At 61.2% G+C, this 17,886-nt stretch carries 26 protein-coding genes; 13 read left to right on the plus strand and 13 right to left on the minus strand.

The features are described 5' to 3' along the window. Positions 1-275: 275 nt before the first annotated feature. From ADJ79_RS11035 to ADJ79_RS11050, 4 genes are all read right to left on the minus strand, one after another. Positions 276-1,070, minus strand: coding sequence for a BPSS1780 family membrane protein (locus ADJ79_RS11035; protein ID WP_050716010.1), 795 nt, complete (start codon positions 1,068-1,070; stop codon positions 276-278). Then, positions 1,067-2,089, minus strand: a complete 1,023-nt coding sequence (locus ADJ79_RS11040; RefSeq protein ID WP_050716011.1) for a homoserine kinase — start codon at positions 2,087-2,089, stop codon at positions 1,067-1,069. Before ADJ79_RS11040 ends, ADJ79_RS11035 begins: the two co-directional genes overlap by 4 nt. A gap of 12 nt (positions 2,090-2,101) precedes the next feature. Further along, a complete protein-coding gene (locus ADJ79_RS15255; protein ID WP_050716012.1) occupies positions 2,102-2,425 on the minus strand; it encodes a hypothetical protein in 324 nt (107 codons plus the stop codon). A 197-nt stretch (positions 2,426-2,622) separates the two neighbouring features. After that, positions 2,623-4,113, minus strand: a complete 1,491-nt coding sequence (locus ADJ79_RS11050) for a mechanosensitive ion channel family protein (protein ID WP_082203272.1) — start codon at positions 4,111-4,113, stop codon at positions 2,623-2,625. Between the two features lie 20 nt (positions 4,114-4,133). On the opposite strand from ADJ79_RS11050, the gene ADJ79_RS14515 reads away from it, so the two are divergent. From ADJ79_RS14515 to ADJ79_RS11060, 4 genes are all read left to right on the plus strand, one after another. Beyond that, entirely contained in the window at positions 4,134-4,400 is a 267-nt protein-coding gene (locus tag ADJ79_RS14515) for a hypothetical protein (protein ID WP_156304166.1), read from the plus strand. A gap of 361 nt (positions 4,401-4,761) precedes the next feature. Then, entirely contained in the window at positions 4,762-5,295 is a 534-nt protein-coding gene (locus tag ADJ79_RS11055; protein ID WP_050716013.1) for an Ivy family c-type lysozyme inhibitor, read from the plus strand. Positions 5,296-5,377: 82 nt separating this feature from the next. Next, a complete protein-coding gene (locus ADJ79_RS15595) occupies positions 5,378-5,500 on the plus strand; it encodes a hypothetical protein (protein ID WP_256381496.1) in 123 nt (40 codons plus the stop codon). Between the two features lie 77 nt (positions 5,501-5,577). After that, positions 5,578-6,036 (plus strand): hypothetical protein, encoded by a 459-nt coding sequence (locus ADJ79_RS11060; RefSeq protein ID WP_050716014.1) that lies wholly within the window; start codon positions 5,578-5,580, stop codon positions 6,034-6,036. 309 nt (positions 6,037-6,345) lie between these two features. On the opposite strand, the gene ADJ79_RS11065 is transcribed toward ADJ79_RS11060, so the two are convergent. Continuing rightward, positions 6,346-6,807 carry a YbjN domain-containing protein gene (locus tag ADJ79_RS11065; RefSeq protein ID WP_050716015.1) on the minus strand — a complete coding sequence of 154 codons (462 nt, stop codon included), beginning with the start codon at positions 6,805-6,807 and terminating at the stop codon, positions 6,346-6,348. Between the two features lie 319 nt (positions 6,808-7,126). Between ADJ79_RS11065 and ADJ79_RS15260 the strand changes: the two genes are divergently transcribed. The 8 genes from ADJ79_RS15260 (at position 7,127) to ADJ79_RS14530 (ending at position 10,397) form a co-directional block, all read left to right on the plus strand. Next, entirely contained in the window at positions 7,127-7,354 is a 228-nt protein-coding gene (locus tag ADJ79_RS15260) for a hypothetical protein (RefSeq protein ID WP_216597118.1), read from the plus strand. Then, positions 7,345-7,668: a type I CRISPR-associated protein Cas7 gene (locus tag ADJ79_RS15265; RefSeq protein ID WP_216597119.1), complete on the plus strand. Its 324-nt coding sequence runs from the start codon at positions 7,345-7,347 to the stop codon at positions 7,666-7,668. The genes ADJ79_RS15260 and ADJ79_RS15265 overlap by 10 nt, the downstream gene beginning before the upstream one ends. A 705-nt stretch (positions 7,669-8,373) precedes the next feature. Further along, a complete protein-coding gene (locus ADJ79_RS14520; protein WP_156304167.1) occupies positions 8,374-8,763 on the plus strand; it encodes a hypothetical protein in 390 nt (129 codons plus the stop codon). Between the two features lie 58 nt (positions 8,764-8,821). Next, positions 8,822-9,127, plus strand: coding sequence for a hypothetical protein (locus tag ADJ79_RS14525; RefSeq protein WP_156304168.1), 306 nt, complete (start codon positions 8,822-8,824; stop codon positions 9,125-9,127). A gap of 216 nt (positions 9,128-9,343) precedes the next feature. Then, a complete protein-coding gene (locus ADJ79_RS15730; protein ID WP_216597121.1) occupies positions 9,344-9,526 on the plus strand; it encodes a CRISPR-associated endonuclease Cas1 in 183 nt (60 codons plus the stop codon). 265 nt (positions 9,527-9,791) lie between these two features. Next, positions 9,792-10,031, plus strand: a complete 240-nt coding sequence (locus ADJ79_RS15735; protein WP_216597122.1) for a CRISPR-associated endonuclease Cas1 — start codon at positions 9,792-9,794, stop codon at positions 10,029-10,031. Continuing rightward, positions 10,028-10,243: a CRISPR-associated endonuclease Cas1 gene (locus ADJ79_RS15285; protein WP_216597123.1), complete on the plus strand. Its 216-nt coding sequence runs from the start codon at positions 10,028-10,030 to the stop codon at positions 10,241-10,243. The genes ADJ79_RS15735 and ADJ79_RS15285 overlap by 4 nt, the downstream gene beginning before the upstream one ends. Next, complete coding sequence (locus ADJ79_RS14530; protein WP_156304169.1) at positions 10,236-10,397, plus strand: hypothetical protein; 162 nt, start codon at positions 10,236-10,238, stop codon at positions 10,395-10,397. The genes ADJ79_RS15285 and ADJ79_RS14530 overlap by 8 nt, the downstream gene beginning before the upstream one ends. Positions 10,398-10,596: 199 nt before the next feature. Here the strand turns inward: ADJ79_RS14530 and ADJ79_RS11090 are convergent, their stop codons facing one another. From ADJ79_RS11090 to ybeY, 8 genes are all read right to left on the minus strand, one after another. Continuing rightward, positions 10,597-11,373, minus strand: coding sequence for an endonuclease/exonuclease/phosphatase family protein (locus ADJ79_RS11090; protein ID WP_050716018.1), 777 nt, complete (start codon positions 11,371-11,373; stop codon positions 10,597-10,599). A gap of 15 nt (positions 11,374-11,388) precedes the next feature. After that, on the minus strand, positions 11,389-13,188 hold the full coding sequence (gene aspS / locus ADJ79_RS11095; RefSeq protein WP_050716019.1) for an aspartate--tRNA ligase: 1,800 nt from the start codon (positions 13,186-13,188) through the stop codon (positions 11,389-11,391). A gap of 15 nt (positions 13,189-13,203) precedes the next feature. Beyond that, positions 13,204-13,899 (minus strand): DUF502 domain-containing protein, encoded by a 696-nt coding sequence (locus ADJ79_RS11100; RefSeq protein ID WP_082203275.1) that lies wholly within the window; start codon positions 13,897-13,899, stop codon positions 13,204-13,206. A 20-nt stretch (positions 13,900-13,919) separates the two neighbouring features. Next, entirely contained in the window at positions 13,920-14,246 is a 327-nt protein-coding gene (locus ADJ79_RS11105) for an FmdB family zinc ribbon protein (protein WP_050716020.1), read from the minus strand. A gap of 540 nt (positions 14,247-14,786) precedes the next feature. Further along, entirely contained in the window at positions 14,787-15,032 is a 246-nt protein-coding gene (locus ADJ79_RS11110; RefSeq protein WP_050716021.1) for a hypothetical protein, read from the minus strand. Continuing rightward, the gene (locus tag ADJ79_RS11115) at positions 15,032-15,676 is read right to left on the minus strand and encodes a sigma-70 family RNA polymerase sigma factor (RefSeq protein ID WP_050716022.1); all 645 of its coding nucleotides are present in this window, start codon (positions 15,674-15,676) and stop codon (positions 15,032-15,034) included. Before ADJ79_RS11115 ends, ADJ79_RS11110 begins: the two co-directional genes overlap by 1 nt. Before the next feature lie 198 nt (positions 15,677-15,874). Continuing rightward, positions 15,875-17,125, minus strand: coding sequence for a branched-chain amino acid ABC transporter permease (locus ADJ79_RS11120; RefSeq protein ID WP_082203276.1), 1,251 nt, complete (start codon positions 17,123-17,125; stop codon positions 15,875-15,877). Continuing rightward, positions 17,125-17,592: an rRNA maturation RNase YbeY gene (gene ybeY, locus ADJ79_RS11125; protein WP_050716023.1), complete on the minus strand. Its 468-nt coding sequence runs from the start codon at positions 17,590-17,592 to the stop codon at positions 17,125-17,127. The genes ADJ79_RS11120 and ybeY overlap by 1 nt, the downstream gene beginning before the upstream one ends. Here ybeY and ADJ79_RS14535 point away from each other — a divergent pair. Further along, complete coding sequence (locus ADJ79_RS14535) at positions 17,591-17,854, plus strand: hypothetical protein (protein ID WP_156304170.1); 264 nt, start codon at positions 17,591-17,593, stop codon at positions 17,852-17,854. The two genes, ybeY and ADJ79_RS14535, sit on opposite strands and share 2 nt — an antisense overlap. Positions 17,855-17,886 lie beyond the last annotated feature (32 nt).

Raw genomic sequence — 17,886 nt, forward strand, 5'->3', positions numbered from 1 at the left:
TGCATCAAAAAGAGGAGCGAATTCAAGAGGCAGGAATGTACGTTCTGCGCAGTCTGCACTAGGATATATTGCTATGGATAGAGGAGCAAAAACATGCCATGTGCCCTGAACCTGTTTGCCATCTGGCCGTGAGGGGCTAAGCGCGGATCGGGATGGGCCACAAAGCACAAACCGCAGACAGACTGCCTTGTGATCCGGCGAAGCAAAGACTTGCAACGCAGCAGACCGCCCGAGACCGCGTTTTTCGCTCCCGGAAACAAATCGCCAACAGGCTCTCAGCTTTGCTCCGGCGGTGTGTCCTCGAAGCAGCCGCAGAAGCTGAACCACACCGAGGCGGAGAAGATGGCCGCCATCACCAGCCCCAGCAACGCCACGCCGTGCGCCGCCAGCGCGGGCGCGCCCAGCAGCAGCACCAGCAAGGTCAGCGCCAGGGTGGCGCTGGCCATCAGGGCCGCTGCCGCCAGGCCATAAAGGGTGAAGGCGCGCCAGTTGCGCAGCACGGCCACCGCGCTGAAAAACAGGCTTTTGACGGGCGGCACGCCGTGCCAGTGCGTGAGCGCCGGGGCATGCCAGAAGGCCAGCGAAAGCGGCGCGAAAAGCAGCAGATGGCCCAGGTTGTAGCGCATGGCGGCGTGCGCCTGCTCCAGCGTGGCAGGGTCGGCCAGCTTCTCTTGCGACAGGTTCACTAGCGCGGTCATGTCGGGCGGCGCACCCAGCAGCAGCCAGGCCAGCCCTTCCGCTGCCGCGCCGCACAGGGCATACAGCAGGCCCAGCAGCAGTATTTGCCGCGCGCCTTGCGGCGCGGTGCGCAGCGCCGTCAGCAGCACGGCGGGCGACGGAAAGCGCCCCTGCGTGGCTTGCCGTGCGGCCTCCATCAAGCCCACCGTGCCGGCCGGCAGCAGCGCCAGCGCCAGCAGCGGGCCGGCCAGCGGCAGCATGCCCACAAAAGCCAGCAGCGCCGCCAGCATGAGCGGCAGCCCGATGAGCGCCACGGGCTGGCGGGCAAAGGCGCGCGCGCCGCTGCGTAGCCAGTCAATGCCCTCGCGGGCCGCAGCAATACGCAGTTTCATGATTCAAGCGCCGCCATCGTGAGCGGCTGCGCCAGCCGCTGGCGCAGCACGCGCTCGAAATGCGTGGGATCGTGCGGCTTGAGCAAGCTGGCCTGCCGGGGCAAGTGCCAGTCCCACAGGCGCGAGAGCCAAAAGCGCAGCGCTCCCGCGCGCAGCATGGCGGGCAGCAGATCGCGCTCGGCCTGCGTGAGCGCGCGCTCGGCCTGGTAGGCCGCCACCAGCGCGCGTGCGCGCGGCAAATCCAGCGCGCCCGTGGGCAAATCAGTGGCCCAGTCGTTGAGCGTCACCGCCAAATCGAACAGCCAGGCGTCCACGCCCGCAAAGTAGAAGTCGAAAAAGCCCGTCAGGCGCGGCGCATCCGGCGCGCCCGCTTCATCGTCAAACATCACGTTGTCGCGGAACAGATCGGCGTGCACCGGCCCGCGCGGCAAAGCAGCCCAGGCGCTGCTGGCGGCCACGTGGTTCTGATACGCCAGCTCGGCTTGCAGCAGCGCAGCTTCGCCTGCGGCCAGATGCGGCAGCACCACCGGCACGGTTTCATTCCACCAGGGCAGGCCGCGCAAATTGGGCTGGCTGCGCCCGTAGTCGCGCCCGGCCAGATGCATGCGCGCCAGCATGCCGCCCACGGCGGCGCAGTGCGCGGGCGCGGGCGCCAGCACGCTCTTGCCGCGCAGGCGGTTCACGATGGCCGCCGGCTTGCCGCGCAAGGTGTGCAGCAGCTCGTCTTCGCCGGGGCGGCGGCGCATGCCTTCGGGCTTGGCTTGCGGCTCGGGCACGGGAATGCCGCGCTGCGCCAGGTGCTTCATCAGGTGCAAATAAAACGGCAGCTGCGCGTGCGTCAGCCGCTCGAACAGCGTCAGCACCCATTCATGCTCTGCGCCATCGCGTTCGGTCGTGGCAAAGAAATTGGTGTTTTCGATGCCGCCCTCAATGCCCCGCAGCGCTTTGAGGCGGCCCAGGCCCAGCGCCTTGAACAGCGGCGCGGCATCGGTTTCAGGAACCGGGGTAAAGACAGCCATGCGCCGCGCAGATCAGAAATTGCCAATCTTCCACACGCGATCGCCCTGCTGCTGCCCCTGGCGGGCGGGCCGCACGTCATAGGCAGGCAGCTGCGTCACCTTCGGCTGCACGGAAATGCTGCGCGTTTGCCCGCCCACGCGCACCTCGTCAATGCGGCTGCCGCCGTCTTCCACGCGCAAATGCTCCACGCGCTGCCCGCTCTCCTTCACGCCCGGCTGCGGCGCGGCAGCTTCCACAGGCGCGGCCTGCCCAGCCACGGCCTGCGCGAGCGCGGAAACAGAAACAAAGGCTGGCGCAGCAGCCAGCAAGACAGTGGTCAGGAGTGCTTTGGACATAGGCGGCGGATTGTAGAAGCCGCTCCTTCGCATGCCCGGCCTGGATACCCTTCTGTTCCTCGGAACAAGGCTTTCCAAGAAGCGCTCAATTCATTAAAAACAAGAGCGAATCTGAAGGGCGGAAAAACCGCCTTCGCGCCCTTTATTCTAGGACTTCATGCTATTGAAAGAGGAGCTAATCAGGCGCTGCCTTCGCATTAGCGCATGCCTGCTTCAGCGCTGGCGGCCGTGCCCTGCCCACCTTCATGGATGGTCTGCGGGCCGGCTCCTGGAGCCTGTTTGGCGCCAGCGCCGGCAACGGCAGCACTGGCGCTTTCGGGCGGGTTGATGTGCAGCACCCGCTGCGGGTAGGGAATGTCCACGCCCGCGCCGCGCAGGGCATCCAGAATGGCCAGGTTCACTTGCGAGCGCACGCCGCCCAGGCCGCCGTTTTCAGGGTCGCCCAGCCAGTAGCTCAGGGTGAACTCCAGCCCGTCGGCGCCAAAGTTGTTCAGCAGCGCGGCTGGCGCAGGCTGGCGCAGCACGCGCGAACATTGCAGTGCGGCCTGCTCCAGCAGGCGCTGCACCTGGGCGGCGTCGCTGTCGTAGCCCACGGTGATGGTTGTGCTCTGGTTCAGGCGCGAGTCTGAAAACGACAGGTTTTCCACCGTGCTGGTCATCAGTGTTTCGTTGGGCACCAGCGCCTCGGAGCCGTTGGCGGCGCGAATCACGGTGTAGCGCGTGCGAATGTCGGCAATGCTGCCTTCAAAGCCGCCCACGCGCACCAGATCGCCTATGCGCAGGCTGCGCTCGGCCAGCACCAAAAAGCCGCTGATGTAACTGGCCGCCAGCTTTTGCAGCCCGAAGCCGATGCCCACGCCCATGGCGCCGCCCAGCACCGACAGCGCCGTCAGGTCGATGCCCACGGCCGAAAGCCCCAGCATTAGCCCGAGAAACAGCATGAATGCCCGCGTGGCCTTGGCCACCGCCTTGCGCACCGACAGCGTCGCGCCCGTGGCCCGGCGCAGCAGGCGCTCTTCCAGATACGAAGACGCCCACAGCGCCAGCAGCATCAGCGCCCCGGCGGTGAGCGCGCCCTCAATCAGATCGGTCACCGACATTTGCGTGCCGCCCATCTTCCAGGTGATGGTGTCCAGCTGCCGCATTACCGCTGGCAGCACGCCGCTGACCCACAGCAGCATGCCCATCCACGCCGCCCATGACACCGTGCGCTCCAGCAGCCGCACTGCCGCCACGCCCGGCAGCGCCGCCCGCAGCACCGTCGCCACGCTGCGAATGAGCAGCAGCGCCGTCAGCGCGGGCAGCGCCAGCCGCAGCAGCGGCGCGTGCCCCACCCAGTGCAGCAGCGCCATGCGCTCCAGATACGTCAGCCCCAGCCAGAACAGCGGAAACAGCGCCCCGTCAACCTGCCGCGTGCCAAACAGCACCGACAGCCGCGACTGGCCCGCCGCGCCACTGCCTGCGCCATCGGCCTCATGGCGCGCGGCCCGCAGCTGCCCGGCCACGCGGGCAGCCCACGCGCCCAGCCAGCGCACCAGCAGCCAGGCCAGCAAAGCGCCCAAAGCCAGCGCCAGCGCATCCAGCCAGGTGGTGCGCTGGGCAAACGCGCTCCACCACTCAGCCCAGTTGTCAATTTGCAGCGTGCCCGCGCGGGGGGTGATTTCAAGAAGGCGGCTGGCGTCGTTCATGTCGGCTCAGGAAGCGGTGGATGAAAAAGGGCAAAACAAAAAAAGGGCGCGATTTTGCTTCCTTTTTTAATAGCCGCCAGCTCCCGATTCACGGGCGCTGGCGGACTATTGGGCGAATCTTCGCTTTTATTGGGCACTTTTTTGCTGGGCGCTTTGGCTGCTCGCCCTGGTACATCAAAAACAGGAGCGAATTCAAGGAGCTTAAATGCCGCTTCGCGCTGGTTTCACTAGGACATGACGCTATGAATAAAGAAGCGCCAATCCTGCTTGCGAGCAGCCACGTCTAACCCGTTCTTTCCGCATTTGCGCTCAGGCGGAGAACAGACTCCGGAGCCGCAGGGTTTGGCATCTCCCATCAGGAAAAAAACGGCTGCATGCGTGCATATGAATGAATTCTGGAGACGAATAACAGCGTCAGCCGCAGCACACGCTCCACACAGAGGGTGATTCGTCAGAGCGGCGGGTTTTTCTCCCGAACACATCAACCTCATATCTTTCCATCTCAAACTTTGGGAGCCGATAAAACTTGGGGCCTTTGCGTATTGCTGCGCCTGAATTCGTTTCTCTTTCTCCCGCTGCGAAACAGCTTTTTCCAGCCTGTCCGGCCTACACTCGCGCTTTCTTCAACTTCATGAAAGGCATCACCTCATGAAAATCCGCCTCGCCACTCTCTCGGCCTGCGTTGCCGCCATCGCCCTGCTGTCAGGCTGCTTCGGATCGGCTGAAAAAGCCCCGGCGCCCCAGCCAGAACCGCAGCCAGCCCAGACGCAAAGCGCGCCAGAGCCGGCTGCCGAGCCAGCCGCCGCTGAGCCTGAAGGCCCCTACCTTTACAACCTGCTGGAAGATCAGCCCGCCAAAAAGGCATGGGCACGCATGACTGCCAGCCGCAAAGGTGCGCCCGCCTGGATCCGCAAAGGCGAAGGCCCCACCTCGCCCGCTGAAGAAGCCCTCATCAATGGCAAGCGCTACTGGCAAGGCTCCGTATGCGAGCAGCACAACTGCCCGAACACCTTCTTCTTCCTGCTGGGCGAAACCAAAGCCTATGGCCTGCATGCCAACTTTGCGAACGGCAAACCCGCCAAGGTCCGCCCCGTGTACTACGGCGCGCCGCCCGCCGCTGAGAAGGCCGCCTTGCGCGAAGCCTTTGAGGCTGAACGCGAGCGCCAGATGGCCGACGAATAAGAGCCATCTTCCTGCATAAAGAAAACCGGTCTCGCGCCGGTTTTTTCATGCCCTCTTCAAGCATTGGCTGAGCAGCCAAGCCATGCTGGTCATGAGCGCCCAGCAGTCAAACCGCAGGCGCGCGGGCAAGCTCCGGCAGCCCAGCGTGGGTTATGCGCCACATCAGCCCGCCCTGGGCCAGGCCGCTTTGCGCCGCCACGCTTGACAGCCAGCGCAGGCGCGGCAAACATGCCGCTCTTGTAAACTTTGTAACTCCAACCCGTTCAGCCGCGAAAGACCCGCATGAAAAAATCCAAAGCCTTCGCCATCGCCCTCGTTGCAGGCGCTGCCGCCCTGGCCTCCATCTCCGCCCAGGCTTCTTGCTACATCGTGCGCAACGCCAAAGGCCAGATCATTTCCGAATCGCCCAACCCGCCCGTGGACATGTCGCTGCCCTTGCACGACACCGTGCCGCGCAAGTTCGGCGCTGGCGCCACCATGAGCTTTGGCGTGGCCGACCCCGACTGCGGCAAGGAAATCGACACCTGGGACAAATCCTCTTCAGCCAGCGCCCCGCGCGCCAAGGCAGGCAAAAAGAGAACCGCTCGCCGCAGTACAGCCGTGCGCGGCAAAAGGAGCGCGCGCCGCGCCGCAGGCTCCGTGCCCGTCACCCCGGCCAAGGGCGGCGGCATTCGCACGAAGGTCGAGCGCATCGAGCAGCCTGCCCAACCGGCTGCGGCATCAGCTCCCGCCAGCGAGTAACGCGGCAGGCCCCCGGAAACCGGCTGCGCGCCATGCGCCAGCCGGTTTTTTTCATGCCCGCTTCTCTCGAAAACCGTTCGCGGCCCCTCCAGGAGAGGTAAAAAAGCAGCCTCATGGCGCTCTTTTATTCATAGCATGATGTCCTAGTGGAATCTGCGCAAAACGGCATTTCTTTCCCTTGAATTTGCTCTTTTTATTGATGCGTTCTACCCGCCGTGGTCCGCACCTGCGTCGCGCGGACGGATGCCAGACAAAAAGGCCAGCCTCCGCAAAGAGACTGGCCTTTTCCTTGCAGCAAAAGATGCTGAGTCAATCGAGCACTTCGGCGCGCCACTTGCCGAACATGTCGCGGCAGGTGATCAGAAAGTCGATCAGACGCTCCTTGGTCACGCCGCCGGTCAGATCAATGTCCAGCTCCAGCTTGAGCAGATCAGCGTTTTCGGGGCGCTTTTCGTAGTAGGTGCGCGCGAAGCGGATACCGCGATGCCACTGGTTGATGCGCTGAAGCAGCGCGGCCTCGTCTTCGTCGCCGCACTGAAAGCCCGTCTGAAAAGTGATGATGCGCCCGCTTTTGGATATGAACAGGTAGGTGGTGTAGCCGTCCATCTTCCAGAGCAGGTCGCCGTCTTCGTCAAGGGAGCAGGAATAGCCCTCTTCGCGGGCCAGGTTCATGAGCTGCCCCGCGCTGATCTTGGAGATGACAAGGGGCATGTCCTCAATGATGGACGCGATGGAATCGGGCAGCTTGCCTTCCGGCAGGTGGTCTGTCATGGAGATCTTTCGCTTGGATTGCGTTCGCAGGGGCTGGAATGTACTGCGGACGGCCCGCCTGCCAGGCATCACACGCTCTTTTCCAAAGAAGAAAGAGATGATCAGGATGGGCTACAAGGCGCAAACCGAAGATGGGTCATGCAACCCGGTGAGGATTTGCAACGTCGCAGGCCTTCCGATTTCACGCTTGCTGCCCCCGGACAGGTTGTGAACAGGTTTTTAAATGGCCACCGCCCGCGTGCCAATTTTCAAGGCCTTAGCAAAATGACCGAAGCGTGCCTGAAACGCAAAATCCACGGCTGCCAGCAAGGCAACGGCGATGTGCCATCGAACGAAAAAAATAAACGGCATAACCAGCCTTGCCAACCGCGCAAAAGACAAAAATGCCGGCTTGGGCGCGAACGCGTTTAATGCCCCAAAAAGCCAACAAAGACGACATAGCCAACAAGCCTGCGGAAAATGGCTGGACGTGCACTTCTTCGTACAAGTCTTCGCATTCGGCGGCGAAGACGACGGCACGAAAAAAGCTCCGACACCATGGGCATGAAACACCGCGTTGATCACGGTGTGCATATCGCTTTTGACGCCAAGTCGCCGCAATTTGCCAAGCGCACCGGTTTTTCAGATGACGATGCCGAAAAAATCAAAACCGTATTAACCAAACTCTTTGAGGGCGACGCATCATCTGCCTGCCCCGAAGGCAACGTGGAAGTGATGAAACTCATTTGGTTGGAACATAACTGCAAAGCAGGGCAATACTCTTCCACCAAAGTGCACGGCAGTCTGAAAGAGGATGAAGATAGCAGCTACGAACCGAAAAACCTTGAAGACTTGGTTTCGCAACAAATCGACGGCCTCTAAAATGTTCAAAGAAATGGCCGTATTTTCAACCGAAAGCCAAAGGGCAATTCAGGATACGCACCTGATTCCCTTTTCTGCCCTGCAACACTACATCTTCTGCCTGCATCAATGTGCGTTGATTCATAACGAGCAGGCATGGGCGGAGAACTATTTGACCGCACAGGGTAAAGCGTTGCACGAATGTGGGTGGATTCGGGCGAGCAGGAAACGTGCAAGGACGTGCGCTTTGAGCGGGCAGTGCATGTGTTAGCGGAGAAGCTGGGTATTCGGCAGCGTGCTGGACTGGGTGGAACTGGAAGCGAAGGCAACCGGTGAAATGCAAGCCGGCAAGCCTGAAGCCGATCCGATGGGCGAAATCTAGTTCTGCGTCCAGAGCTTGTGCTTGCAAGAAATGACAGGAAATAGCCAGCGAAGATGCGTCATGGCATAAGCAAACTCGCCACTGCGTCCCCATCGCGTTTTCAGACGATTGCGAGTCAAAACATCTGCTAACATTGCTGCCGCGCGCGAACGCCTGAACAGCGGCTAAAACCCGTCGCCGAACTGCGGTAAACGCTGCAAGGCCTATTGGTTGGCAGAAATTTGTCAGCCAGAATTGTTGAGGAAATAGGGTAGGATGGTGGGGGTATGTAGAGGAGTTGTTCTGAGAGTGACTAGAGATAGAACACTTATTCTACTTTATTATTTTATTTAGGAGTTTTCTCAATGTCAAAGAATTTATTTCTAATAAAGTATCAAGATAATAATCATTATGATGATACCTCGGAAACCTTAGAGCGAGCTTATCTAAAAGAAGAAATCCATGAAAAATTACAAGAATATTTGAATGCAAAAGAGATCCCTGAGGCCAAAGGGTTCTCTGATCGAGTTTCAATAGATTATATCGAAGAAGATAATATCAATGATATTATTAAATATGTTTTGATTCCCGAGTGTATTAGGGCGAGCGAGGAAATTGATAAAAAAATTATTGATAGTAAGATAGTAGAGGAAAAGATACTTTCGCTTGGCGTTTTGGTTAATGTGTTGAAGTTACTAATTCTGAAGCGCGATGAATATAAAGATAATCCTAATGTATTGCTAATAGTGGGGTAGGGAAATGTGTGGTCAAGGCAAAAAAGGCGAAATGATAATAACCGGCCTGATATCAAGCATGGGGCAGCTTGATCGTTCTTTGGTTGATTTTGAACGCTACTCAACAACTAATACTGCAGATAATGGAATTGATCTTTGTGTACATCATACGGAGGGAAATTTTAAAGAGATGATTGAAATATCGGAAGGAGATAGATCTAAATTTTCTAATCCATTAGAAGATGCGAGTCAAAAGATTTTGACAAGAATTGATGTCAAGACTCATTCTGGAAAGATAACTAGTCCTGTAATGAGGAAATTTGTCTCTGATATTCCAAAGAGCCCAAAAATAAAAGGGCATCTTCTTATGGGGGGCAAGGGTTAACAAGAGGAGCGGAAAAATTATTACAGGATGCAAAGGAACGTTATAGCAACAATATGGTGGCATATATTTCAGAGTCTGGCATTGAGAATCTTTTAGAGGTAACAAAGCTACAATTGGAGGATGAGAATAATAAAGAGTAACCAATCTACCCATGTATTCAAGTGACTAATTCTATCGATCCAAAAAATACAACAAGGATCCAAGCGGCTTTTATTCATGGGCAAACTCCAAAACACTCTGCATATTATCACTAAAGGTAGTTATCTGCATAAGGAGCGGAAAACGGTAGTGGTGAAGCAGGAGTCTAAGATGGAGGCGCAGTTGCCGGTGCATTCCAGCGGACATATTTTTTGTTTTGGGTATGTTCTGGTATCATCGTTGCGCCAGCGGCTAAAATAATGCAAATTTATTATTTTTTTACAGAATACGAATGTCATTTTAGGTGGTTTTAGGGGTAGCGGGGCGGCAATGCGCTGCTGCGCCAGGCGCAGTATCGAGTGTTGGAGCAAAATCCGATGCCGATTGTGCGCAAACGTCATTGCGGCAAAGATTCAGGCGGGCAGATTCAGACGGGCAAGCGGGTGTTACAGTGGCAAATTGCTATGAAGGCGAAAATGCGACGATTCAAAGTTCGGTGGATTATTTAAATAGTTAACTGCGGCAGTTGAAGAGCGCAGCGAAACTAGGCATAGTTCGCAGTATTGAGGGTGACGAATCAGCGAATTATTTCGGCGTATTCGGGTTGCTTTTGAGCGGGAAAAGCAGTTTTTCTTTTGATGGGAACAACTGCTGTCCGACCAGAGGCGGAGTGAATGCGCTGCTGTCATTTGTTTGCAGCATTTTGGGCAAAGACATCTGCGGCGCGTCGCAAGGCGTGGGCCTGGATTTACAGGTTAGGTTTTGAACGCCGACCAGCCGGGGCACGATAATTTGGCAAAAGATATTTTGGAAGAATTTTGTGCGCGATGGGCAGACAGGCTGGCGCTTTCGCTGATTAACCTGCAACAGATCAGGTTACAGGATTTTTTGGCTGATCTGGCTTTGAAGGCCGATATGCGCAAGCGGCTATTTCAGACTTTACAGGAGAAAATCGCCCATCCGTTTTTAAATGGATGAACCGGAGCGATTATTGGGTGCTTATTTTGATTTTGGCTACCAGATTGAATGGAGCGGTTGGTTTAGTGCCCAAGCGCAAGCTATTCGAGCGGGTGAATGCTGGCAATGGGCTGGTGTAACAGGCGTTCAGGCGCTGATTGCGGATGGCTTGTGAAGCGGGTTTGGTTGCTGCTTCTGCGCTGGAAGTGATGATTTGTTTTGTTGCTTTTTTGATAGCAACAAAGCCCGTCAAACTGTGCGATGGAAGCGTTTTCGAGGCCCTTTATTTGCTCCCAAAAATAGAGCGGATGCAGCAAGCCCGGGTTGCATCCGGCTTGCGCTTTCGCGCCCACAGATGGATTTGAACAGGCGCTTCAGGGCAGCACGAATTCAGCTACCAGTGGCAAATGGTCGGATAGGCTGGGCCAGTTGTGGCTGCCCGCGTGCCCGTGCGCGTGTTGGGGCACGAACTGGCGGGCGCAGTGCAGGCCGCGTGCGTAGACGTGGTCCAGCTGCGCCAGGGGCAGGCGCGAGGGGAAGGTGGGGCAGCCGGGGGTGTTGTGCAGGCCGGACTGGGCCAGGATGGCTTGCAGTTTCTGGCTCCAGTCGTTGAAGTCGCCCGCAACCAGCAAGGGCACGCTGGCAGGCACCTGGCGTGCAATGAACTGTTGCAGCTGGCGCGCCTGGCGCACGCGGCTGGCGCCGAGCAGGCCCAGGTGAACAACGATGACGTGGACGTGGTGGCCCTGCACGTCAATGACCGAGTGCAGCAGGCCGCGCTGCTCGAAGCGGTGGTCTGAAATGTCCTGGTGCTGGTGGCTTAGCACGGGCCAGCGCGAGAGCATGGCGTTGCCGTGTTCGCCGTGGGCGGTGACGGCGTTGGTCATGTAAACCGACTGGTAGCCCGCCGGGGCCAGGTATTCGGCTTGTGGCTGGCGGGGCCAGCTGGCAAAGCGCCGCTCGGCTTTGCGGTTGAGCTTGCGCACTTCTTGCAGACACACCACGTCTGCGTGCAGGCTGGCGATGGCGTGCTGGAGGTTGTGGATTTCCAGCCGCTGAGAGGGCCAGACGCCTTGCACGCCTTTGTGGATGTTGTAGGTCACTACCCGCAGAGAGCGGGTGTGGGCATGGGCGGCGCCGCTGGCGCTCATGGGGCAGGGCGCGTGTCAGTGGCTGGCAGGCTGCGGGTTGCGCAGGCGGATGTGCAGCTCGCGCAGCTGTTTTTCGTCTACGGGCGAGGGCGCTTGCGTGAGCAGGCACTGCGCACGCTGGGTTTTTGGGAAGGCGATGACGTCGCGGATGGATTCGGCGCGGGTCATGAGCGTGACCAGCCGGTCCATGCCGAAGGCCAGGCCGCCGTGCGGGGGCGCGCCGTATTGCAGGGCGTCGAGCAGGAAGCCGAATTTGGCCTGGGCGTCTTCGGGCGTGATTTTGAGGGCGGAAAACACTTTGCTTTGCACGTCGGCGCGGTGAATGCGGATGGAGCCGCCGCCCAGCTCCCAGCCGTTGAGCACCATGTCGTAAGCCTTGGCCAGGCACTGGCCGGGGTCGCTGTCCATGAGGTTTTCGTGGCCGTCTTTGGGGCTGGTGAAGGGGTGATGCATGGCGTTCCAGCGGTTTTCTTCTTCGTCGAACTCGAACATGGGGAAGTCCACCACCCACAGCGGCGCCCAGCGGTCTTCGAAAAGGCCCGCCTTTTTGCCGAATTCGCTGTGGCCGATCTTCAGGCGCAGTGCGCCGATGGCGTCGTTGACGATCTTGGCTTTGTCGGCGCCGAAAAAGAGGATGTCGCCGTTTTGCGCGCCGGTGCGCTCCAGCACGGCGGCCAGGGCCTTGTCGTGCAGGTTTTTGACGATGGGCGATTGCAGGCCCTCGCGGCCTTTGGCGGCGTCATTGACCTTGATCCAGGCCAGGCCCTTGGCGCCGTAAATCTTCACGAAGTCGGTGTAGCCGTCGATTTCGCCCCGGCTGATTTCGCTGCCACCGGGCACGCGCAGCGCCACCACGCGCCCGCCGGGCGTGCTGGCCGGGCCGCTGAAGACTTTGAAGTCCACATCGCCCATCACGTCCGTCAGCTCGGTGAATTCGAGCTTCACGCGCAAATCGGGCTTGTCGGAGCCGAAGCGGTGCATGGCCTCAGCGTAGGGCATGACGGGGAATTCGCCCAGTTCCACGCCCAGCGTTTGCCTGAAAACATGCGTGATCATTTCCTGGAACAGGCTGCGGATGTCTTGCTCGTCCAGAAAAGAGGTTTCGATATCGATTTGCGTGAATTCCGGCTGGCGGTCGGCGCGCAGGTCTTCGTCGCGGAAGCACTTGGTGATTTGGTAGTAGCGGTCAAAGCCGGCCACCATCAGCAGCTGCTTGAAGAGCTGGGGCGATTGCGGCAGCGCGAAAAAGTGCCCGTCATGCACACGGCTGGGCACCAGGTAATCGCGCGCGCCTTCGGGCGTGCTCTTGGTGAGCATGGGCGTTTCGATGTCGATGAAGCCGTGCTCGTCCAGAAACTTGCGCACGGCCATCGCCACGCGGTAGCGCAGCATGAGGTTGCGCTGCATCACGGGGCGGCGCAAATCCAGCACGCGGTGCGTCAGGCGCGTGGTCTCGCTCAGGTTCTCGTCGTCAAGCTGGAAGGGCGGCGTGACGGAAGGGTTGAGCACTTTCAGCTCGTGGCACAGCACTTCCACCTTGCCGCTTTTGAGGCTGTCGTTCGTGGTGCCTTCAGGGCGGGGACGCACCAGGCCCGTGATTTGCACGCAGAACTCGTTGCGCAGGTCTTCCGCCGTTTTGAACATGGCGGGGCGGTCGGGGTCACAAACCACCTGCACATAGCCTTCGCGGTCGCGCAGGTCGATGAAGATCACGCCGCCGTGGTCGCGCCGGCGGTTCACCCAGCCGCACAGGGTCACGGTCTGGCCGTTCAGCGCCTCGGTTACGAGGCCGCAGTAGTGGGTGCGCATAGACATGATGGACTTTCTTTGTTACTTGCCAGAATGGGAAACAGGGTTGCTGATGGCGGGAGCGGCAGGGGCCGACTGCGCGCGGGCGGGCGGAGCCACCACGCCCATGGAAATCACGTATTTGAGCGCCTCATCCACGCTCATGGCCAGCTCCACCACGTCGGCGCGGCGCGCCAGCAGGAAGTAGCCTGAAGTCGGGTTGGGCGTGGTCGGCACGTAAACGCTGACCAGCTCATCGCCCAGGCCGCGCGCGGCCAGATGCGCCGCCACCTCGCCGCCGGGCCGGCCCGTCAGAAAGGCCACCGTCCACGCGCCCTGGTGTGGAAACTGCACCAGCACCGCCTTGGAAAACGCCTGGCCGGAGCCGGAAAACAGCGTGTCCGACACCTGCTTGACGCTGCTGTAGATGCTGCGCACCACCGGAATGCGGGTCATCAGCGCGTCCCAGCGGCGCAGCCACCACTGGCCCACCATGTTCGCCACGAAAACGCCCGTGCCGAAGATGATGACCGTCACCAAAATGACGCCCAGCCCCGGCACGCGCCGAAGCTGGCCGCCCACGGTAACCATGCCGGGAATCACGGCCTCCAGCGCGCCCAGCACGCTCAGAAAAATGCCGTTGAGAATGCCCATTAACCACAGCAGCACCCAGGCCGTAATAGCCGCTGGCAGCCAGACCAGCAGGCCCGTAACGAAATATTGACGCAGCCGGTGCATGACGCGAGCGCTCGAACTGCCTAGTCCGCCGCAGCCGCGCTGCCCGGTGAAGCTGCCGCGCTACTGGCCGCAGCCGCATCGCCAGAGGTGCCGGAAGAAGCGCCTGCTGCCGCGCCGGAAGAAGGCGCATCCGAAGCCGGCGCTGAAGAGGCGTCCGCCTTGCCTTCGTTGCGAAAGTCCGTGACATACCAGCCCGAGCCTTTGAGCTGAAAGCCCGCTGCCGTTACCTGCTTGACAAAAGCAGGCTGGCCACAGGAAGGGCAGACCTTCAATGGCGCGTCAGACATCTTCTGCAACACATCCTTGGCAAAGCCGCAATGGCTGCACTTGTAGGCATAAATCGGCATGGAAAAACAGATTGGGCGGCAAGCACATGCGCCTGCCGCCCGCAAAAAGCTTGTAATTATAGTTTTCCGGCTTATTCAGCGGCGAAGCGCCTGAACGCATGTCCAATCGGCTTCTGGCCTGGAAAACTGCCTTGCCCACTCCAGTTCGGCGTGCGCCAGTTGCCAGCGCTTCTACTGAACATCAGAGCAAGCTGCGAGGAAGAATACGGAGCAAGGCGAGCCAAGCACAAGCAACCGGTGAGCGGATGGAGGGCTTTATTTCGCTCCTCTATTTATAGCTATACGTCCTAGTGAAATCAGCGTAAGACATCATTTCATCCGCCTGAATTAGCTCCTGTTTTTGATGCGCCTGGCAAGCCATCAACCCGCCACTCAATAGCGCGCTTCGCTCTTTTGACGCTGGCGGAGACGCCCTCTTCAGCAAAGTGCTTGCCAGCACTTGCCACTACATGCCGGTCATGTCGCTTGGGAGCATGGGGAATTTTTGCTATTCACTTTGGGTTTGAGGACAGATTTTTAGGGGAATGGAAACTGAAAAGTTCACCCTGCTGAATCTGCTCCTGTCTCTGATGCCTGCGGGCCATCGGGCGGCGGGCTGGCCCCGGGCGCTTGCAGGCTTTCGCGCCAGCCTTGCAGCAAGGCGGTGAGGGCGGCGTCGTTGCGGGCGAAGCGGCGGCAGTGCGCGCAGATGAGCGTGTGGCAGGCGGCGCGGGCGCGCAGGGGCCAGGGCGCGCGCGGGCCGAGCTGGCCGCTGGCGAGCAAGGTGGTGTATTGCTGGCAGTTCATCAGGGGCGTTCCTTGCGGGGCGCGGGGGGCGGGCTGGCAAACCAGTTCTGGCCCAGGCACAGTTGCAGTTGCTTGCGGGCGCGGCTCATGCACTGCCAGTAGTCGGCGCGGGTGATGGCGAGCGTGGCGCAGATTTCATCGGCGTCGCAGTCGAGCAGCTCTTTCATGCTGAACACGCGGGCGGGCTTGGGCGGCAGTTTGCTCACGCAGGCTTCGAGCACGGCGAAGAACTGGCTGTTTTGCAGCTGGCTTTCGGGGTCGTGCCAGAGGGCGGGGCCGGCGCCGGTTTGCCAATGGCCCCGGCTATCGAAGAGTTCGGCGTCGAGCGCGTCAGCGCCCCCGTCCGTGGCGCTGGCCGCAGGCGGCGTGCCGTGGCGGTAGCGGGCGCGCAGGCGGTCGGTGATTTTGTGTTTGAGGATGCCAAAGAGGTAGCCGCGCGCGTCGCCCTGCCGGGGGCCGCCGCCGCGCGGCGGCGCAGCGGCGGGGGCGGCCAGCACGGCCAGCAGGGTGTCTTGCACGGCGTCTTCGGCTTCTTCGTCGGGTTGCAGGTGCAGGCGGGCAAAGCGCAACAGGGGCGCGCGCCAGGCGCGGGCCAGGGCGCCGGCATCGGTCCAGGCGCTGGCGGGGTCAGCGGAGGCGGTCATGGGCGGGGATTATTGGAGCAGCGCGGGCCGGAGCGGCGGCCTGACGGCGCCCGCCGCATTCGCTCCTTGATTCATGGCATGGCCTCTTGGATGAATCTGCGCGAATGCCATTTTCAGCGCCCTGATTTCGCTCTTGTTTTTGATGCGCTCCCGCGCCAGCGGCCCGGCTGCGGACCGGTTTTTTGGAGGCCGCGCCGCCTATTTGCCGCGCCGCATGGCTGCAATGGCCGCGCCGCCCGATGCGGCCACGGCGGCGGCCAGCAGCCAGGGCAGCGGCTGGTGCGCGTTCACGCTGATGCCCGCCAGCGCCCAGCCGCCTGGCCCCGCCGGGGCCAGCTGCAAGCGGTAGAGCAGCTCCACCAGCGCGATCAGCCCCGCCAGCAGCGCGGCCCAGGCCAGCGCCAGCGCTGCATGGCGCGCCTGCGGGCGGCGCAGCGCGCCAGCCAAACCGCGCCGCATGCCGGGCAGCAGGCTGGCCAGGCCGCCGGGGGCATACATGACCATCAGCAAAAAAGCCAGGCCCATGTAGAGCGTCCAGGCCGGGGTGATTTCAGACAGCCACACCGTGGCCAGCACCATCAGCACGCCCCCCAGCATGGGGCCGGTGAACGCGCCCGCGCCGCCCAGAAAGACGAATAGCAGATACGCGCCCGAGCGCTGCGCGCCCAGCGATTCGGGCGTGACGATTTCAAACAGCAGCGCCGCCAAAGCGCCCGCCACGCCCGCAAAAAAGCCCGCCACGCAAAAGCCCAGCCAGCGCACGCGGTGCGGGTTGCAGCCAATGAACTCGGCGCGCTCGGCGCTGTCGCGCACGGCGCCCAGCAGCCGCCCCAGCGGCGTGCGCGTGAAGGCATACATCAGCGCCGTGCAGGCAAAGGCGTAGGCGGCCGCCAGCGCGTACATCTGCGCGGGCGGCCCGAAGCTGATGCCCCAGACTTCGCCCGTGACGCGGTCGGCCGGCACGCCCGCCTCGCCGCCGAACACCGCCGGAAACATGAGCGCGATGGCCGCCACCATCTCGCCCATGCCCAGCGTCATCATGGCGAACACGCCGCCGCCGTGCCGCGCGCACACCCAGCCCAGCGCGGCTGCGGCCGCCAGCGCCGCCGCGCCGCCAGCCAGCGGCAGCAGGCTCACCGGCACGCCCCAGCCCGCCGCCAGCAGGTGAATGGCCGCATACGCGCCCAGCCCCGTGTACACCGCGTGCCCGAAACTGAGCATGCCGCCCTGCCCGAGCAAGATGTTGTAGGAAAGGCAGGCAATCACGGCGATGCCCATCTGCGCCAGCAAATTGAGCGCGTAGCCGCCGGGGAAAACCAGCGGCAGCAGCGCCAGCAGCAGCGCGTAGGCCAGCCAGGGCAGGGCGGCGTTCACATGGGGCGCGAAAGGCTCCACCAGCCTGGCGCGGGCGGCCAGGCGGGCGGCCAATTCAGGCGGCGGCCAGGCCATCAGCCGCGCTCATACGGATTGGGCACGCCCAGCGCGGCGAGGATGCGCGTTTCCTGCGCCTCCATCGCCTCGGCGTCGGCCTCGCTGGTTTCGTGGTCCCAGCCCTGCGCGTGCAGCGCGCCGTGCACCAGCAGATGGGCGTAGTGATCGGCCAGCGGCTTGTCCAGCGCGGCGGCCTCGCGGGCGAGCACGGGCGCGCACAGCACGAGATCGGCCTGCAAAACGGGGGCATGGCAGTAATCGAAGGTGAGCACGTTGGTGGCGTAGTCCTTGCCGCGAAAGTCGCGGTTGAGCTGGCGGCCCTCGTCTTCGCCCACAACGCGCACGGTGATTTCGGCGGCTTGCAGGGTTTCGTCCAGCGCCGCGCGTAGCCAGCGGGCGGCGCGGTGGCGGGGCAGGGCGGCGCGGTGCAAGGCGGCATCGGGCAGGCGGCGGGCAAATTGCAGGCTCAGGGCAAGTTCAGGCATGGCGGCAGGCGGGAAAGCGTGGGCGGAAAAAGCGGAAAAGCGGAAAAAGCGCGGGCGCGGCTACGGCCGGGCAAAAGCGGGAACAAAGGCGGGAACAAAGGCGGGAATCATGGCGCGAATGACGCGATTGGCCATGGCAGGAATAAAGTCATTTTATTTCCAGCCTGCCCAGGGCGCGCTTGCCTTTCAGAGGACTGTTTTTGGGATTGAAGATGCCGGCGTGGTTTTGCTTCCGTTCAAAATGCCGGCATGTTGCTTTTAATCATTGCGCCGCCGCAAAACGTATAAATATCA

Source organism: Ottowia sp. oral taxon 894, from assembly GCF_001262075.1.
In the GTDB taxonomy this organism is placed as follows: Bacteria; Pseudomonadota; Gammaproteobacteria; order Burkholderiales; family Burkholderiaceae_C; genus Ottowia; species Ottowia massiliensis.

Coding starts and splice junctions, on each gene's coding strand:
- ADJ79_RS11090 (WP_050716018.1), bottom strand. CDS start 11,373: ATGAGCGCCAGCGGCGCCGCCCATGCCCACACCCGCTCTCTGCGGGTA.
- ADJ79_RS11115 (WP_050716022.1), bottom strand. CDS start 15,676: ATGACCGCCTCCGCTGACCCCGCCAGCGCCTGGACCGATGCCGGCGCC.
- ADJ79_RS15255 (WP_050716012.1), bottom strand. CDS start 2,425: ATGTCCAAAGCACTCCTGACCACTGTCTTGCTGGCTGCTGCGCCAGCC.
- ADJ79_RS11050 (WP_082203272.1), bottom strand. CDS start 4,113: ATGAACGACGCCAGCCGCCTTCTTGAAATCACCCCCCGCGCGGGCACG.
- ADJ79_RS15260 (WP_216597118.1), top strand. CDS start 7,127: ATGTGCCATCGAACGAAAAAAATAAACGGCATAACCAGCCTTGCCAAC.
- ADJ79_RS11105 (WP_050716020.1), bottom strand. CDS start 14,246: ATGCCGATTTATGCCTACAAGTGCAGCCATTGCGGCTTTGCCAAGGAT.
- ADJ79_RS11110 (WP_050716021.1), bottom strand. CDS start 15,032: ATGAACTGCCAGCAATACACCACCTTGCTCGCCAGCGGCCAGCTCGGC.
- ADJ79_RS14530 (WP_156304169.1), top strand. CDS start 10,236: ATGGATGAACCGGAGCGATTATTGGGTGCTTATTTTGATTTTGGCTAC.
- ADJ79_RS14520 (WP_156304167.1), top strand. CDS start 8,374: ATGTCAAAGAATTTATTTCTAATAAAGTATCAAGATAATAATCATTAT.
- ADJ79_RS11065 (WP_050716015.1), bottom strand. CDS start 6,807: ATGACAGACCACCTGCCGGAAGGCAAGCTGCCCGATTCCATCGCGTCC.
- ADJ79_RS11060 (WP_050716014.1), top strand. CDS start 5,578: ATGAAAAAATCCAAAGCCTTCGCCATCGCCCTCGTTGCAGGCGCTGCC.
- ADJ79_RS11040 (WP_050716011.1), bottom strand. CDS start 2,089: ATGGCTGTCTTTACCCCGGTTCCTGAAACCGATGCCGCGCCGCTGTTC.
- ADJ79_RS11120 (WP_082203276.1), bottom strand. CDS start 17,125: ATGGCCTGGCCGCCGCCTGAATTGGCCGCCCGCCTGGCCGCCCGCGCC.
- ADJ79_RS14525 (WP_156304168.1), top strand. CDS start 8,822: ATGGGGCAGCTTGATCGTTCTTTGGTTGATTTTGAACGCTACTCAACA.
- ADJ79_RS15730 (WP_216597121.1), top strand. CDS start 9,344: ATGGGCAAACTCCAAAACACTCTGCATATTATCACTAAAGGTAGTTAT.
- ADJ79_RS15265 (WP_216597119.1), top strand. CDS start 7,345: ATGGGCATGAAACACCGCGTTGATCACGGTGTGCATATCGCTTTTGAC.
- ybeY (WP_050716023.1), bottom strand. CDS start 17,592: ATGCCTGAACTTGCCCTGAGCCTGCAATTTGCCCGCCGCCTGCCCGAT.
- ADJ79_RS14535 (WP_156304170.1), top strand. CDS start 17,591: ATGGCGGCAGGCGGGAAAGCGTGGGCGGAAAAAGCGGAAAAGCGGAAA.
- ADJ79_RS11055 (WP_050716013.1), top strand. CDS start 4,762: ATGAAAATCCGCCTCGCCACTCTCTCGGCCTGCGTTGCCGCCATCGCC.
- ADJ79_RS14515 (WP_156304166.1), top strand. CDS start 4,134: ATGAAAAAGGGCAAAACAAAAAAAGGGCGCGATTTTGCTTCCTTTTTT.
- ADJ79_RS15595 (WP_256381496.1), top strand. CDS start 5,378: ATGCTGGTCATGAGCGCCCAGCAGTCAAACCGCAGGCGCGCGGGCAAG.
- ADJ79_RS11035 (WP_050716010.1), bottom strand. CDS start 1,070: ATGAAACTGCGTATTGCTGCGGCCCGCGAGGGCATTGACTGGCTACGC.
- ADJ79_RS11100 (WP_082203275.1), bottom strand. CDS start 13,899: ATGCACCGGCTGCGTCAATATTTCGTTACGGGCCTGCTGGTCTGGCTG.
- aspS (WP_050716019.1), bottom strand. CDS start 13,188: ATGTCTATGCGCACCCACTACTGCGGCCTCGTAACCGAGGCGCTGAAC.